This window comes from Enterococcus sp. AZ078 (assembly GCF_051714985.1).
Taxonomy (GTDB): Bacteria; Bacillota; Bacilli; order Lactobacillales; family Enterococcaceae; genus Enterococcus_B; species Enterococcus_B hirae.
In genome coordinates, this window is record NZ_JBIOSW010000001.1 from 883,290 (window position 1) to 898,591 (window position 15,302).

Annotated in this window: 11 protein-coding genes; all 11 read left to right on the top strand. The window is 36.4% G+C overall.

Translation table 11 applies throughout. The annotated features are described in order from the left end of the window. Nucleotides 1-21: 21 nt before the first annotated feature. The 11 genes from IGJ18_RS04310 (at nt 22) to IGJ18_RS04360 (ending at nt 15,270) form a co-directional block, all read left to right on the top strand. Nucleotides 22-828 (top strand): ABC transporter permease, encoded by an 807-nt coding sequence (locus IGJ18_RS04310; protein ID WP_063626787.1) that lies wholly within the window; start codon nt 22-24, stop codon nt 826-828. 11 nt (nt 829-839) lie between these two features. Continuing rightward, the gene (locus IGJ18_RS04315; RefSeq protein WP_010719738.1) at nt 840-2,060 is read left to right on the top strand and encodes an ABC transporter ATP-binding protein; all 1,221 of its coding nucleotides are present in this window, start codon (nt 840-842) and stop codon (nt 2,058-2,060) included. Continuing rightward, complete coding sequence (locus IGJ18_RS04320; RefSeq protein WP_438842937.1) at nt 2,050-3,636, top strand: class I SAM-dependent methyltransferase; 1,587 nt, start codon at nt 2,050-2,052, stop codon at nt 3,634-3,636. Before IGJ18_RS04315 ends, IGJ18_RS04320 begins: the two co-directional genes overlap by 11 nt. 37 nt (nt 3,637-3,673) lie before the next feature. Further along, complete coding sequence (locus tag IGJ18_RS04325; protein ID WP_438842938.1) at nt 3,674-5,812, top strand: glycosyltransferase family 2 protein; 2,139 nt, start codon at nt 3,674-3,676, stop codon at nt 5,810-5,812. A gap of 206 nt (nt 5,813-6,018) precedes the next feature. Further along, a complete protein-coding gene (locus IGJ18_RS04330; RefSeq protein WP_010738174.1) occupies nt 6,019-7,410 on the top strand; it encodes a sugar transferase in 1,392 nt (463 codons plus the stop codon). A gap of 17 nt (nt 7,411-7,427) precedes the next feature. Beyond that, nucleotides 7,428-8,468, top strand: a complete 1,041-nt coding sequence (locus tag IGJ18_RS04335; protein WP_161651853.1) for a glycosyltransferase family 2 protein — start codon at nt 7,428-7,430, stop codon at nt 8,466-8,468. A gap of 252 nt (nt 8,469-8,720) precedes the next feature. Continuing rightward, nucleotides 8,721-9,566 carry a LicD family protein gene (locus IGJ18_RS04340; protein ID WP_010719733.1) on the top strand — a complete coding sequence of 282 codons (846 nt, stop codon included), beginning with the start codon at nt 8,721-8,723 and terminating at the stop codon, nt 9,564-9,566. A 12-nt stretch (nt 9,567-9,578) separates the two neighbouring features. Further along, a complete protein-coding gene (locus IGJ18_RS04345) occupies nt 9,579-12,296 on the top strand; it encodes a DUF5776 domain-containing protein (RefSeq protein WP_438842939.1) in 2,718 nt (905 codons plus the stop codon). Nucleotides 12,297-12,530: 234 nt separating this feature from the next. Next, nucleotides 12,531-13,232 (top strand): IspD/TarI family cytidylyltransferase, encoded by a 702-nt coding sequence (locus IGJ18_RS04350; RefSeq protein ID WP_010719731.1) that lies wholly within the window; start codon nt 12,531-12,533, stop codon nt 13,230-13,232. A gap of 9 nt (nt 13,233-13,241) precedes the next feature. After that, the gene (locus IGJ18_RS04355) at nt 13,242-14,303 is read left to right on the top strand and encodes an NAD-dependent epimerase/dehydratase family protein (RefSeq protein ID WP_010719730.1); all 1,062 of its coding nucleotides are present in this window, start codon (nt 13,242-13,244) and stop codon (nt 14,301-14,303) included. After that, on the top strand, nt 14,296-15,270 hold the full coding sequence (locus IGJ18_RS04360; RefSeq protein WP_438842940.1) for a glycosyltransferase family 2 protein: 975 nt from the start codon (nt 14,296-14,298) through the stop codon (nt 15,268-15,270). The genes IGJ18_RS04355 and IGJ18_RS04360 overlap by 8 nt, the downstream gene beginning before the upstream one ends. The last annotated feature ends 32 nt before the right edge of the window (nt 15,271-15,302 follow it).

Below are 15,302 nucleotides of genomic sequence, written 5' to 3' on the forward strand. Positions count from 1 at the left end.
AATTTGCTTGGAGGAACACAAATGTTTAAAGATCTGTTTTTATTTATGAAGGATATCTACCAGAATAGAAAGCTCTTGCTTCAGTTTTCAGTGAATGACTTTAAGTCTCGCTATGCGGGCTCTTTTTTGGGAATTTTATGGGCATTCATTAATCCTGTCTTTACCGTATTGATTTATTGGTTGGTCTTTGGTTTTGGATTAAAGGCAGCGATGACAGATGGAAAATATCCTTTTATTGTTTATTTGATTACGGGAATGATCCCATGGTTCTTTTTTTCTGACGCGTTTACATCAACGACGTTAGTTTTCAGAGAATACACTTATTTAGTAAAAAAAGTTGTATTTAATATCCGCATTTTACCAACTACAAAAATTTTATCGAATCTATATGCACATCTTTTCTTTATTTTCGTTGGTTTAGTGGTGGTTATTGGACATGGAATCTATCCAACCTGGATGACGCTCCAACTGATTTATTATTTATTCTGTATGTGTGCTTTTTTAACCGGCTTAACATGGTTGACAGCATCGATTCAACCATTTCTACCAGATATCGTGCAATTGATTACGATTTCTCTACAATTGATTATGTGGACATTGCCGATCCTGTGGAGTCCAAGTCAGTTCAATCCAGTGATCGTCCAAATCTTAAAACTAAACCCACTTTATTATGTCGTGCAAGGATATCGTGAGTCTTTCTTAGGACAAGCTTGGTTCTGGGAACACGGAATGTATACTCTCTATTTCTGGGTATTTACGCTAGCTATCTTCGTTATTGGATCTGCTGTGTTCCGTAGATTGAAACCACATTTTTCAGATGTGCTGTAAGGAGTATGAATATGACTGAATATGCGATTAAATTAAAAAACATTACAAAATCTTATAATATGTACGCAAAACCATCTGACCGGTTTCGTGAAGCATTGAATCCCTTTAAAAAATCTTATCATGACGTTTTTTATGCGTTGAAAAATATCAATGTGGAAATTAAAAAAGGGGAAATGATCGGCTTTGTCGGAGAAAATGGTTCAGGAAAATCTACCATGCTCAAAATCATTACTGGCGTTTTGACGCCCACATCTGGAACAATGGAGATTGAAGGAAAAATATCTGCACTATTAGAACTAGGTTCTGGGTTCAACCCCGAATATTCTGGCTATGACAATATTTATTTGAATGGCATGGTGTTAGGTTTTTCTCGTGAAGAAATCGATGGAATGGTCGGAGACATCATTGAATTTGCTGATATCGGCGAACATATTTACCAACCAGTAAAAACATATTCCAGTGGGATGTTTGTTCGTTTAGCCTTTGCGGTAGCTATTAATGTCAATCCAGATATCTTGATTGTCGATGAGGCTTTAGCTGTAGGGGACCTTGAGTTCCAGTTAAAATGTATGGAGAAATTTACTGAAATCAAGAACTCAGGTAAAACGATCTTATTCGTCTCCCATGACATCAGTTCGATCCGCCGTTTTTGTGATCGATCCTATTGGCTAAAAAATGGTGAAGTAGTTGAATATGGGGATACCATGGATGTCACAACAAACTATGAAAACTTTTTAAAGAAAAAATCAGTCAAAACAGTTGATCGAAATAAAAATCAAATGGAACGTTTTGCAGCGCCTGACATCGTTGATGTACTGAGTGCGGAATTATTGGATAAAGAAAAAAATCCTGTTGACGTGCTTGATCAAGGCGAAACACTGTATGTCAAAGTAACCTATGAAGTAAAAGATGATTCGATCAAGAATCCTGTTTTAGGGATTGCCTTACGGACCGTCGATAATTTTTACGTTTGTGGTTTAAATACACTGTTGGACGGCATCAAAATCCCTTGGAAAAAAGGCAAAAATGTTTTCTATTTAGAATATGAAAAACTAGGCCTGCTAGCTGGTGAATATTATTTTGATGTGGCAATTTTTGAAGAAAATGCCACCGTACCTTTAGTTTACAAAACAAAATATATGAACTTATTTGTTAATGGTTCATATATTGGGGAAGGAATCGTGGTCTTAGACCATAAATGGGAAGAAGGTTATCTAGCCGATGAAGTATGATTTTGAAATGGACTTAGATGAACAAAGTAGTGTAGGGAAAATTGCTGCCCAAATTAAACCAGGCAGCAAAGTCTTGGAATTTGGACCGGGAAACGGCCGATTGACCAAACATTTAATCGGAGCCAAAAATTGTCAAGTAAGTATCGTCGAATTAGATAAAGAATTATTCGATTTTGTCAGTGAATTTTCACAAGATGGTTTTTATGGAGATATTGAAAGTTTTGAGTGGGCAAACTATTATGCAGGGCAAACCTTTGATTATATCCTTTTTGCCGATGTTTTAGAACATTTAGTGAACCCAGCTGAAACATTAAAAAAAGTGAGAGAATTTCTCAATGAAGATGGAGAAATTTTAATCACATTTCCGAATTTAGTCCATAATTCTGTGCTGATCCATTTATTCAACAATGAGTTGCCATGGGCTTCTTATGGCTTATTAGATGAAACACATAATTCTTTTTACACACACGAAGGTTTTAAAAAAGTGTTTGAAAAAGCTGGTTTATCTATTAATATTGAGGATTACCTTTACTTAGCTGTCGGAGACACAGAATTAAATTCAACTTATGAAGAATTACCCGAAGCAGTTCGCTATGAGTTCAAAATGCGACCTTTCGGAGAAGTTTATCAATACTTCTTTTCTTTGAAAAAACACACTGAGAATAGTCACATCTCACAACCACAAAATTCGAATTATGTTCGAATGGTGGAAATGATCCAAAAGACTGCAAACAAAGAAGTCTCCCAAAAATATCCTTTCAACAATTATACGGGAGAAAACCAAACATTGACTTTTCCAATTGCCGGGGATGTCGAATCGGTCATTTTTAAATTTGCTGATCAACCAAGTTTTATCGAATTTAGCGGGGAGTTGGCGGGGAACAAAATTGATTTCATCCAATCTAATGCAGTAATCAAAACACAAAATGATTGCTATTTATTTGATGGTGAAGTAACGCCACAACTTACTCTATTTGATGTCGCAGGTCAAGAATTGACGATCCATTGTCATTATCGGTTTATCGGGGAATTGACACAAACCATGAAAGAACTACTTGAGGCAGTCAAACCTTTAGCGCAGATCGAGCAACGTCTAATGGCACAAATCACTTCGCTGAAAAAAGAAAATGAACAAGTGCGATTGACAAATGAAAAATTAGCTAACGAATTACAGATGACGACTGACCGTTATTGTAAACTGATAACTGAGGAAGAATTCGCAATTAAACCAAGAAACCGCAAGCTTCGATCGAAAGAAACAGCAAAGAAAATTCAAGCAAAGGCGATTTCTCTATGCGTGGATAGCAAGCATTGGGATCCAGAAACGAAAATTTTGACAATCAATGGTTGGGGAATTTCTAACGCACAACGTCAGCCGTTATCCTATAAGTTATCTGTGAACCAAGCACCATTTTTTCAAGCCTTGCAGTTTGAACGGCCAGAAGTAAATGAGGCGGAACAATTGCCAGCGGGAACAAAAGCTGGTTTTGAATTGCAAATAAGATGTGAACGAGAAAAATCTTTTTTAATTGAAGCTGTTGCTGAAAATGGCGAATCCTGGTTTATCGAGATATAAGAACGAACTTATTTTTAATAAAGGAGAACAAAAGCTCGTGCAAAAAAAAGAGATTGCTGTATTTATAGACCGAATTACTCGTGAAAGAGCAACTGGGGATTTATTGATTGTTGGCTGGGCGGTCGATGAGGTGACGAAAGAAATTCCAATCATCAAAGTCGATAAGGACAAAGTATCTGCCGAAGTCACCAATGTTGTTCGTTTGGATATCAATCATTTATACAATCTGGATGTGAAAACACCAAGTGGTTTCAACATCCGATTATCTGGAAGAATGAAAGGTAAAGCGATTTTAGATTTCCAAACAAAATCCCATCAAAATGGGATCGCGGTGAAATTGAATGGTCGTTATCCGTATGACGATGGCCTTGAAACAAACTGGGAAAAGAAAAAAAGATTGCTTCAAAAAGGATTCAATTATGCACGGACACACGGAGTGAAAAAAGCGATCCGACGTGTCAAGTTTGAAATGAAACCAGCTTCTGTGGATTATACCGAATGGATCAAACGTCATGAACAGTTTGATCTCCAAAAGCAACGTCAAGATGCTAAAGGATTTGAATATCGTCCATTAATCTCAGTACTTATGCCAGTCTACAATGTCGAAATCAAATGGCTGGAAAAATGTATTGATTCTGTTTTAAAACAAACGTATGATCACTGGGAACTATGTATCAGTGATGATGCATCAACTGATCCTAAAATCAGAAAATGTTTAGAAAAGTATCAAGCTAAAGATCAACGAATCAAAGTCGTTTTTAGAGAAAAAAATGGGCATATCAGTCTAGCGACCAATTCTGCTTTGGAAATGGCAACAGGGGAGTTCATGGCGTTGTTAGATAATGATGATGAACTACCGCCTTATGCGTTGTTTGAAGTCGCAAGCGTCTTGAATCAGCGTCCTGAACTTGATGTCATTTATAGCGATGAAGATAAGATCGATGCAGAAGGTCAGCGTTTTGATCCTCATTTTAAAGCGGATTGGTCACCAGATACTTTAATGGGAAATAATTATATTTCACATTTAGGGGTTTATCGTACCAGCTTAGTTAAAGGAATCGGTGGATTTAGAAAAGGATATGAAGGTTCTCAAGATTATGACTTGGTACTACGAATCACTGAGCAGATCCCAGCTGATCACATTTATCACATTGATAAAGTACTGTATCACTGGCGCACGATTCCGGGATCTACTGCCAGCAATGGTGAAGCGAAGAGCTATATTTATGATTCTGGAGTCAAGGCATTGACTGATGCACTCGATCGTAGAGGAATTAAAGGAAAAGTTCGTCCTGGACGAATCTCTGGTTTCTACGAGGTCAATTATGAAGTGCTGCAAGAAGACTTAGTTAGTGTCATTATTCCCACTAAAAACGGATATGATGACTTAAAACTATGTATCGACTCAATTATTGACAAAACAACCTATTCCAACTATGAGATCATTGTTGCTGATAACGGTAGTACCGATCCTAAGATGCAGGAACTATTTAAGGAATACCAGCAACGACTAAACGAACGTTTTATAGTGGAATTGATCGATATACCTTTCAATTATTCTAGGATCAACAATCTAGCGGCAGAAAAAGCAAGTGGCAAATATTTATTGTTCTTAAACAATGATACGGAAGTTATTGAGCCTGAGTGGATGACCAATATGGTTGCCTATGCGCAATTTGATCGAATTGGCTGTGTCGGTGCCAAACTTTACTATCCAGATGATACGACACAACATGCTGGTGTGTTAGTTGGTATTGGTGGCGTTGCTGGTCATGCGTTGAACAACTATGACCAAACACACTGTGGTTACTTTGGTCGGTTAGTCATCGATGTCAATTACTTAGCGGTAACAGCTGCTTGTATGATGGTCAAAGCCAGTGATTTTCATGCGGTCCATGGCTTTGATGAAACATTAGCAGTCGCTTTCAATGATGTGGATTTATGCCTGAAAATTTATGAGCTAGGTCGATATAACGTTTATGCCCATCAAGTTGAACTTTATCATTTTGAATCAAAATCAAGAGGCTATGAAGATACGCCTGAGAAGCAAAAACGTTTTGCAGGTGAGATAAAGAAAATGCAAGTGAAATGGCCAGGATATATCAACCATGATCCTTTTTATAACGATAATCTGACAAAAGAAGGAATTGGAGATTTTTCATTAAGACCAGATTAATTAAGAAATGAAAATAGAAACTATCATGCAATCAGTTAAGAAAGCATGGTAGTTTTTTTTTCGTAAAATGAGATATTAAAAGCAAGCGTTATAATTGTAGAGCAGTAGTTTTTTGTAATTCTGTTACAATTTGTTTATTCACTAGGCTTTTAAACCCTGCTATGGTAAGATAATAGGTGCATTATTTTGTGATTAGGAGTGTATATATGAATAAAAATGGGGAATGGAGTGCTGCAAGACGAATATTCATTATTTTAATGGATGTTTTGATGTACAATGTAGCCATATATAGCAGTTTCTTACTGAAATTTCATGGGGAAATACCCATGCGGAATTTTGAAACTTTTCAACATTCAGCAATCTTTATTTCTGTTATATTTATTGCCTTGAATATCTTATTGGGCGTATATGTTTTTTATAATCGAACGGTCAGCGATATCGTGTTTGTCACGGTTATTGGTCAAGTCTTAATGACATTGGGGATCATGGTCGTCACCTTTGCTGGACGCTGGTTTGCTTTCCCACGAGGCGTAATTTTACTGTCATTTGTGCTAGCGACCATTTTATTGAGTCTTTACAGAATATTAATCTATAAGTTGTACTTGAAAGTCAGTCGTGATAAGAAAGTCGTGATCGTTGGATCAGAAAAAGATGTGGCACCGGCCATACAAAATTTCAGTTCTAAAAAAAATAATAAGCATAAAGTAGAAGCGGTTGTCATCGATCACTACTATGAAAATGTGAAAAAAATGATTGATCAAATGGATATCGTCTATCTGGCTTCACATATTGAAGAAGCAGAAAAAGTAAAAATCTATCAACTAGTGACAAAAAATGAGAAGAAATTATTTCTCAATACGACATTTGAAAACTTAACGATGATCAATCCAAACATCATGAACTTTGAAGATGAAAGTATTATTGAAGCTTCAGGCTTCAGGATTCCACCAGAATATGAATTATTCAAGCGGTTGTTTGATATTATCGTTTCGTTGATTTTACTGATCATAGCCTCACCTTTCATGTTATTAACTGCTATTTTAGTAAAAGTTACTTCACCGGGTCCGGTTATTTATAAACAAATTCGGATCACTAAAAATCAAAAAGAATTTTCAATCTATAAATTTCGCTCGATGACTGCGACTGCAGAAGCCAAATCAGGACCTGTTTTGGCTAAGAGCAACGATGCTCGTGTCACTCCAGTGGGTAAATTTATCCGAGCAGTTCGTTTTGATGAATTACCACAAATCTTTAATGTATTAAAGGGAGACATGTCGATCGTTGGTCCTCGACCAGAACGTCCTTTCTTTGTTGATCAATTCAATGCGGAAAATCCTTATTACTATTTGAGACACAATGTACGTGCTGGGATAACGGGTTATGCGCAAGTTTATGGGAAATACGTATCAGATTACAACAGTAAATTACGGTTTGATTTACTTTACATCAAGAAATATTCTTTATTGCTCGATTTAAAAATATTATTACAAACCATTAAAATTCTTTTTGATAAGATGTCTTCTCAAGGCTTGGAAGAAGATGAGAATGTTCATTCATTGGCAGAGATTGCTTTTCCAAAAGAGAAAATCTTTCGCTAGTTGAGAGGTAGTGAAAAATGAGTAACCCAAAATTTAGTATCGTCATACCCATTTATAATGCTGAAAGCACGATTGCTCGTACGATCGCATCTTTAAAAGAATTTGATTTTACTGATTATGAAGTTTTGTTAATCAATGATGGTTCGACAGATCAAACGGAAGCAATCATTACGAGACTTATTGAGAACGACCCTAAATTTCGACTGATCACAACGGCTAATCAAGGGCCTGGTTTAGCAAGAAATGAAGGGATTATGCAAGCCCAAGGAACTTACATCTTATTTTTTGATGCGGATGATACGCCGAAAAAAGAAGTTTTATCTGATTATGACAAGCTTTTAGCTAAACATCCAGACACCGATTTGATCGTTAGTTCGTTTATCTTTCGAACGATGGACGGAGAACAGATTATTTCAGAAAAAGAAAATTTAGTGACGGAGCATCATTATCAAAGTCATGATAGTTTTATAAAAGACATGTATCGATTAATGAACGATCAGTTGATGTATGTAGTTTGGAATAAATGTTATCGAAGGGATATTTTAAAACAGAATCAGCTTCTTTTTAAAGGATACAATAGCTGTGAAGACCGTATTTTTAATTTGCATTATTATAAATATTGTCAAAATGTCCTGATGAACCCGAAAATTTCTTATATTTATGAATTTGAAGGTGGCAAAGGAATCACGAATCAGTACCGTCCCAATAAATTTAGTACCTTCAAAGAGTTCTACCAATTAGCAAATGAAGTGACGAATGAAGTCGATAAGCCAGGAATGGCAGCTCTCCATTTAAAAGGAACGACGTCGGTCATCTTTTCTATCTATGGCACTTCGACACGGACAGCAAAAGAAAAAAAAGCTGAAGCAAAGCGAATATTAACGGATCCAACTATTGTTGAGGCGAAAAAAATTGCGTGCACCGACTCTACAGTAAAAAAAGTAACGAAGCAATTGTATAACCTGCCTTGTTCATTCTTTTTAACTGCTGTACGCATCGGAAGTTTTGTTGAAATAAAGATGCCAGGATTGATGGCAACACTAAAACGAGTGTATTAAATAAGCGACCGAAATAGCAGGGTGATATCATTTGCTTTTCAATCGAAATAAAAAAGCAGTGACAGCTGTCATGGCTTTATTCTCACATTTATAAAAGTGTTAGGATAAAAGTTTCTTCTAACACACTATTTATTCGAGTTTGGGTCTTTAGGTTTTCCTTTTGACCCACACTCTTTTTTTGCAAATTTAGACAGATTCTATTTCGGATAAAAAAATAGTTATGATAAAATAAAAATAGAGGGAGCTGTAAGTATGTATAGTAATGATCCTGAATTAAGAAATGTCCAGCAGGTAGTGTTAGAAATCGCTCAATATTTTGTCGATTTTTGTAATAAACACGACCTACTTTGTTATTTTTGTGGCGGTGGCTGTATTGGCTCTATCCGTCATCAAGGTTTTATTCCTTGGGATGATGACTTGGATTTTTTTATGCCTAGACAAGATTATGAAAAAATAAAAGAACTATGGCCAAAATATGCTGATGTTGAACGCTATCCGCTATTGGTTGCTTCTGAGAATTACAATGATCATAATTCATTTATGACCATTCGAGATGCAAATACCACATTTGTCAAAACGTATCAAGAAGGAATGGCTATTCCTCATGGTATACCGATTGATATTTTTCCTTTGGACGGTGCGCCTGAAAAAAGTGCGCAACGGAAAATCCAAAAAATGTGGGCGCTCGTTTATGCATTGTTTTGTTCTCAGGTTGTGCCCGAAAAACATGGGGGAATGATGGCAACAGGTAGCAAGGTGCTTTTAAGTACGTTCTCTTCGCCCAAAATCCGCTATAAGATTTGGCGTTTTGCAGAAAAACAAATGAGTAAGTACTCATTCGGATCGACACCTTATGTCACAGAATTATGTGTCGGACCTAAATATATGGGAAATATTTACCATTTGGAAGATTTTAAATCAGCGATTGTTGTTCCCTTTGAAGAGACAAAAATGCCAATTCCTGTTGGGTATGACCGCTATTTGAAACAGGTCTTTGGTGACTACATGCAATTGCCCCCTGAAGAAGAACAACAGCCTCATCATGAAGCTGTTCTTGTTGATACTAAAAAAGCTTACAAAGTAAACGATACAGTATGAAGGAGAAAAGAGATGAAACGGATTTTTTCTGGTGTACTTTTATGTACATTATTATTAAATAGCTCTATTTCCAATACTTATGCAATTGAAAATATAGCTAAAACTTCTCAATCTAGTCAAGAACAGAAGGCTATGAATGAAGTGGGAACTGAAGAAAAGCAAATGAACGACTCGTCTGATTCAGCAACACTTACCACAACTAACGATACAAAACAATCGGATAGTTCGACAACTACGGAAACATCTACGGCTGAGACTTCTTCGACAGAATCCAGTATGACCAGCAGCTCGACAATCCCCACTCAAGAAAGTACCAGCACTTCGGGTTCCGAGACCGCCAATTCTACGAGTGATTCTACCCAGGACCAGACAGATGCCAATCAAGTTGATCCAAGAGAAGATGCTGAACTCGGGAAAAGAGGGACAAATCATAAAAAAGGTACTTATGCCATGCAACCGTCTGGAAATCAGTATGGGATTATGTCGAGAATGATGTATCCTGATAATGTATATGCAGATAATCCCAATTTACCAAGAAAAGACTTCATTGATGTCGCTAGTTGGAATGGGACAATCTCTGTTGCTGAGTATCAAAAAATTAAAAGTTACGGGGTAACGGGAGTAACCGTCAAGCTCACCGAAGGAACATCATATACTAACCCGTATGCGCAAAGCCAAATCAACAATGCTAAAGCTGCGGGGCTTAGTGTGTCTGCTTATCATTACAGCGTGTATACATCTGTTCAAACAGCTCAGGCAGAGGCAAAATATTTTGCACAAGCAGCGTCAAAATTAGGTTTGCCCAAAAATACGATCATGTTTGATGATGCAGAAGATCCCAACTTGATTTCCGAAGGACGTGATACACAAAAAAATGCTTTGGCTTTCAATCAACAACTAAAAAATCTTGGGTATTCTAATGCTGCACTATATCTTAGTAGAGGTTGGCTAGATAGTGGGTACATCAATCCTGCTCCCTTTAATAAAGAACGTATATGGGTCGCACAATATCCTTATACACCAACACAATCGATGCAGTGGAACAATGATTATGGTGCTTGGCAGTGGTCGTCTCAAATGTTTTTCCCAGGTTTGGCAAATTATCAATCTCGTCCTTTTGACATGTCGATGATTTACAGTTCCTTTTTTGGAAGACCAAATACAGGAACCGGACCTGATCTAAATAATTACTATACGACCAATCCTGGAAGAGTCATCCTCAAGAGTGATGATTGTTTTTACAATGATGTGAATTTTACCAGTCCTGGAATGACTGTTAAGAAAAATACTTTAGTTACTGTGAAGAGTATTCAAACAACTGCTAGTGGGATTCCGCGCTTATTTACAGATCACGGCTATTTAACAGCAAATAAATCATATGTTGTAGCGGCTCAAAGCAATATTGATTCTTATTTTACAACGAATCCTAAAAAAGTTCGTTTGAAGACCGATGATTATTTTTATGCAGATACAGCTTTTACCCAACGTTTGAATAAAGTCACGAAAGGTACAGTGGTGGAAGTAGAAAGCTTAGCTTACACGGACTCTGGTATTTTCCGTTTAAAAACAAAAAATGGCTATTTGACTGCGAATAAAAATTTGGTCGAACAGTATCGTGATATCTCTGATATGTACTATATGACAAATCCAGGACAAGTCATTGCTCAGACAAATGATCGTTTTTACCAAGATGTCGAGTTTACAAAACCAGGAGAATCAGTCTCAGCTGGTACGGTCATCAAAGTAACGGGAATTGAAAAAACAAAGAGTGGAATACCTCGATTAAAAACAAATAAAGGCTTTTATACAGCAAATAGAGATTACGTGATCGCAACTGTAGCATCAATTGATAATTACTATACGAAAAACCCTGTTCGAATCGTCATGAAAGCCAATGATACTTACTATCGAGACACAGACTTTCTCCATAAAGGAAAAGCAGTGACGAAAGGGTCGCTTGTATCTGTTACAGGTGTCGTATACCGTGAAGGTCAAGTACCGCGATTGCTTACGCCCGATGGCTATTTGACGGCTAATAAAGAGTATGTGCAAGAAGTGCCAGATAATATCTCAAACTATTATTATAGTAATCCAGGATATGTGGTCATGAAGACAAATGATACGTATTATCATGATGTCAATTTCAGTCAAAAAGGGGAGGCAGTCTCTAAAAATGAATTGATTGAAGTGCAAAATGTGGTATTTACAAGTGGTGGAATCCCACGGTTAAAAACGGCAAAAGGCTATTTGACAGCAAATAGAGGTTATGTAACACAATTAGTGAGTGACAGTGATAATTACTTTATCGAAAATCCAAGAAAAATTGTTATGTTGAGGGATGATCGCTATTATTCTGACATAGACTTTAAACAACCAAGTACCCCGATTTCGAAAGGTACGGTGATCGATGTCTTAGGTATCGAGTATACAGCTGGTGGAATCCCACGATTAAAAACCAATAAGGGATATGTTACAGCTAATAAAGGGTATGTTACAGCTGCTGCGAATGCAAATGATAATTATTTTGTGACGAATCCTAAAAGAGTTCAACTGTTGATGAATGATTACTACTATAAAGATCTCAGTTTTACGCAAAAAGGAGCTGCAATTAGCAAAGGAACGATCGTAGAGATCCAATCAATCGAATATACCCCATCAGGACTTCCACGATTAAAAACAGCTGATGGTTATGTGACTGCAAATAAAAAGTATGTTCAAAAAGTAAACTAAAAATAAATAAAACAACACATCAATCGAATGTTCTATCATTCTTTTGATGTGTTGTTTTTTTGTATAATACTTATATTTCACCGAGGCTCAGTGGAAAACATTGAAAGTTATTGGCAGTTGTGAGAAAATGTAAAAGGTTAAATATGGTTTTTATTGAACGGATAGTGAAATAATAGGCAAGTTTTCAATACCTATTTAGTATAAATACACATAAAAGAAAGGAATTTATCTAATATGATTACAGCTATAATTATTGCCGGTGGCGTTGGCAAACGAATGGGGCAGGATATACCAAAACAATTTATTAATATCGAGGGGAAGCCCATCATTATTTATACATTGGAGTCATTCCAACACCATCCACAGATTGATCGAATTCTTGTTGTATGTAAATCAGGTTGGGAAGAAACCATGTGGGCTTATATCAAAGAGTTCAATATCAGTAAAGTCCAATGGGTGATTACTGGCGGATCTAAAGGACAAGAATCAATCAATAACGGTGTACAATTTTTAAAAGATTATTCAGAGGATGATGACACAATTATCATTCATGACGGTATCCGTCCATTGGTGGATGAACTCGTCCTATCAGATGTGATTGTGAAATGTAAGGAATATGGAAATGGTGTGACTTCATTACCGTATAATGAACAGATTTTTATTAAGAAAACCGAAGAAACGACACAACAATATGTGGATCGTAATACGTTACGACGTGTTTCAACTCCACAAGCATACCAATATGGTAAACTACTTTCTGCTTATAATCGGGCGGTCAAAGAAAATATTGGAATGACAGACTCATCTTATACCAATACGATGATGGTGGACTTAGGTGAAACCTTGTATTTTGCGGCTGGTTCTGATAAAAATATCAAATTGACCACAACCGATGATTTAGAGCTTTTCAAAGCATATTTAAAAATGAAAGATTAGGTGAAGAGGATGTCTTTAATAAATAATCCACTATATAAAGATGATTTGCTGAAGGTAGTCGAACATACTCCTGATTTAAAAAGTTTGGATGGTCAATCTTTACTCATGATTGGTGCCTCAGGTATGATTGGTTCTTTTTTAGTCGATACGTTAATGTTAGCAAACCAGTATTTAGGGGTTAATATTAAAGTATATGCAATGGGAAGAAATCGTCAAAGATTGGAAGAACGATTCTCTCCGTATATCTCTGATCAAAATTTTGAGATCATCGAAGGAGACGTGACAGATCCGTTGCCTTTTTCTATTAAGGCTGACTATATCATCCACGGTGCAAGCAATACCCATCCAAAAGCTTATGCAACCGATCCAATTGGCACGATTATGACGAATCTTGCAGGTACAGAACAAGTATTGAAACATGCTGTAGCAACAGAACCGAAAAGAGTGCTTTTCCTTTCAACTGTAGAGATCTATGGCGAAAATCGTGGAGACGTTGAAAAGTTTTCGGAAGATTATTGTGGTTATATTGATTGCAATACTTTACGTGCCGGCTATCCGGAAGGTAAGAGAGTCAGTGAGTCCCTTTGTCAGGCATATATTGCGAAGCATCAATTAGATATTGTGATTCCAAGATTATGCCGTACATTTGGCCCAACGATGTTGTTATCTGACTCTAAGGCTTCTTCTCAATTTATCTTGAATGCAGTGCATGAAGAAGATATTGTATTAAAGAGTGAAGGAAACCAGTATTTTTCCTATATTTATGTAGGTGATGCTGTTTCAGCGATGCTTCATCTCCTTATTCACGGTCAGATTGGAGAAGCTTATAATATCTCTAATGACAGTTTTGATTTGCATCTAAAAGAGCTTGCTCAAAAACTTGCTGAAATTAGTGGGAAGCAAGTCATTTTTGAATTACCTGATGCAATTGAACAACAAGGCTTTTCTAAAGCAAATACGGCTATTTTAAATAATGAAAAAATTAAAGATACTGGCTGGTTCCCGATCTTTAGTCTAGAAGAATCACTGAAGCATACAGTACAGTTAGTTAAGGATGAAATACATGTGTGAAATTAGTATCATCGTACCTGTTTATAAAGTTGAAAAATATTTAAAAAAATGTGTAGATTCCATTCTCGCTCAGACTTTTTCCGATTTTGAACTGATTTTAGTGGATGACGGTTCACCTGATAATAGTGGACGTATTTGTGATGACTATGCAAAGAAGGATGCTCGTGTACGGGTCGTCCACAAACAAAATGGTGGATTGAGTAGTGCAAGAAACGCGGGAATCGAAGTAGCCAAAGGAAAATATTTGGGCTTTGTTGACAGTGACGACTATATCGCAGAAGATATGTATGAACTTTTATATAAAGCAATCATCAAAGAAGAGGCAGACTTATCGATCTGTGGTATTTATGATGTTTACGAGGGAAAAGATCCGATAATCAAACCCACAATCAAAAAAACAGTAACCGCTGAAGAAGCGTTATTATTAATTTTACAAGGAAATATCATCTCTGTTCATGCAGTGAACAAACTCTATAAGCGAGAACTGTTTTCAACTATCCGCTATCCAGAGGGAAAATATCATGAAGATTCTTTTATTATTGTAGATTTATTGAATCAATGCCACAAAGTAGCCATTGACTCTGAACAAAAGTACTATTATTATCATCGTCTTGGAAGTATCAATACAGAAAGTTTTTCAGAAAAACAATTTGAATTTATTGAAGCTTGGGAAAACAATGAAATAAAGCTCAAAGACCGAAGTCAAGAAATCAAAAAAGCAGCACATCAACGTGTTTGTTTTGCTAACTTTTTAGTTCTCGATAAGATTATAGTAGCAAACGTAACGGATCGTCCGGAAACAAAAGAAATCGTAAGTTATTTAAGACATAACTTTCGATTCATTATGGATAATGAGATTTTTACCAAGAGTCGTAAGTTTTCTACATTACTCTTAATGATTAGCTTACATTTATATAAGTTTCCAGTAGAATTTAGAAGGAAACATATAACTAAAACTAAAGATTAACCGTTACGGTGATTGATCTTTTATACTAATGG

What these genes read in the sequence shown, in the direction of transcription:
- IGJ18_RS04310 (WP_063626787.1), top strand. Translation starts at nt 22, where the DNA reads ATGTTTAAAGATCTGTTTTTATTTATGAAGGATATCTACCAGAATAGA.
- IGJ18_RS04315 (WP_010719738.1), top strand. Translation starts at nt 840, where the DNA reads ATGACTGAATATGCGATTAAATTAAAAAACATTACAAAATCTTATAAT.
- IGJ18_RS04320 (WP_438842937.1), top strand. Translation starts at nt 2,050, where the DNA reads ATGAAGTATGATTTTGAAATGGACTTAGATGAACAAAGTAGTGTAGGG.
- IGJ18_RS04330 (WP_010738174.1), top strand. Translation starts at nt 6,019, where the DNA reads ATGAATAAAAATGGGGAATGGAGTGCTGCAAGACGAATATTCATTATT.
- IGJ18_RS04335 (WP_161651853.1), top strand. Translation starts at nt 7,428, where the DNA reads ATGAGTAACCCAAAATTTAGTATCGTCATACCCATTTATAATGCTGAA.
- IGJ18_RS04340 (WP_010719733.1), top strand. Translation starts at nt 8,721, where the DNA reads ATGTATAGTAATGATCCTGAATTAAGAAATGTCCAGCAGGTAGTGTTA.
- IGJ18_RS04345 (WP_438842939.1), top strand. Translation starts at nt 9,579, where the DNA reads ATGAAACGGATTTTTTCTGGTGTACTTTTATGTACATTATTATTAAAT.
- IGJ18_RS04350 (WP_010719731.1), top strand. Translation starts at nt 12,531, where the DNA reads ATGATTACAGCTATAATTATTGCCGGTGGCGTTGGCAAACGAATGGGG.
- IGJ18_RS04355 (WP_010719730.1), top strand. Translation starts at nt 13,242, where the DNA reads ATGTCTTTAATAAATAATCCACTATATAAAGATGATTTGCTGAAGGTA.
- IGJ18_RS04360 (WP_438842940.1), top strand. Translation starts at nt 14,296, where the DNA reads ATGTGTGAAATTAGTATCATCGTACCTGTTTATAAAGTTGAAAAATAT.